This is a genomic window from Streptomyces avicenniae, assembly GCF_000719135.1.
GTDB classification, from domain to species: domain Bacteria; phylum Actinomycetota; class Actinomycetes; order Streptomycetales; family Streptomycetaceae; genus Streptomyces; species Streptomyces avicenniae.
Window position 1 is genome coordinate 1 of record NZ_JOEK01000030.1, and the last position, 1,349, is coordinate 1,349.

1 protein-coding gene and 1 pseudogene are annotated in these 1,349 nt (G+C 71.8%); both read left to right on the plus strand.

Annotation, left to right across the window (positions count from 1 at the left end; all coding sequences use genetic code 11):
• Positions 1 to 496, plus strand: a pseudogene (locus IF27_RS31750) (Crp/Fnr family transcriptional regulator); the annotation flags it as partial.
• 106 nt (positions 497 to 602) lie between these two features.
• On the plus strand, positions 603 to 1,349 hold a 747-nt coding region (locus IF27_RS29605; RefSeq protein WP_223291264.1), incomplete at its 3' end, for a cyclic nucleotide-binding domain-containing protein.

Genomic DNA, 1,349 nt, shown 5'->3' on the forward strand with positions numbered 1-1,349 from the left:
GGTGAACAGCCGGGAGTTCGGGTTGTTGCACAACGCGGACGTGCGGCAGCGCATCCACACCCGTACCGGCCCGCCCACCCCCGACGACCTCGACGAACTCCTCGCGACCGTCTGGAAGGAGCCGAGCGTCGTCCTCGCCCACCCCAAGGCCATCGCCGCGTTCGGCCGCGAGTGCAGCAGCCGCGGCCTCTACCCGGACACCGTCTCCCTGGGGGGCCACGCGGTGCCCGCCTGGCGCGGCGTGCCCGTCCTGCCGTGCAACAAGATCCCCGTGACGCCCGAGGGCACCAGCTCCTTCCTCGCGCTGCGCACCGGTGAACGGCAGGGCGTCGTCGGCCTGCACCGCACCGGCATCCCGGACGAGTACCAGCCCGGCCTCTCCGTGCGCTACATGGGGATCAACGACCAGGCGGTCATCTCCTACCTGGTCAGCGCCTACTACTCCGCCGCCGTCCTCGTCCCCGACGCCCTCGGCATCCTGGAGGACGTGCCCGTTTCCGGGCCGGAATTCTCCGAAGAATGCATTCTTCTTTCCGCACCGCGTACCGGTCCGCCGCGCCTCGCCGCGTCCGTGCCAGGACCGCCCATGGAAGGCACATCCCGTGAACGCCCAGCAGAATCCGCCGCTGTCCAGCCTGGACACGGCCGCCGCACGCAACCTCGCCACCACCACCAAGACGCCGCCGCAGATGCAGGCCGTCTCGTCCCGGTGGCTGCTCAAGGTCCTTCCCTGGACGCAGGTCTCCGGCGGGACGTTCCGCGTGAACCGCCGCCTGACGTACACGCTGGGGAACGGCCGTGTCGAGTTCGTCACCACCGGCACGCGGGTCACCGTCATCCCCGCGGAACTGACCGAACTGCCCCCGCTCCAGGGCTTCGACGACGAGGACACGCTGACGGCGCTCGCCGAGCGCTGCGTCCAGCGCGAGTACGCGCCCGGCGACGTCATCGCCGCGGGCGGCACCCCCGTCACCGAAGTACTCCTCATCGCCCACGGCAAGGTCCAGCGGCTCGCCCCAGGGCCCTACGACGCGGAACGCAGCCTCGGCGTCCTCGCCGACGGCGACTTCGACGGCGACGCCGCCCTCACCGGCGACACCGAGTGGCCGCACAGCCTCACCGCCCGCACGCGCTGCACCGTGCTGGCCCTCCCGCTCGACGCGGTCACCGCCCTCGCCGAACGCTCCCAGGCGCTGCGCGACCACCTCGACGGCGCGACCTCCCGGCCCGTCCCCCGCCAGAACCGGCGCGGTGAGGCGGCGATCGAGGTGGCGTCGGGGCATGTGGGTGAGCCGGTGTTGCCGGGGACGTTCGTGGATTACGAGGTGTCGCCTCGTGAGTACGAGTTG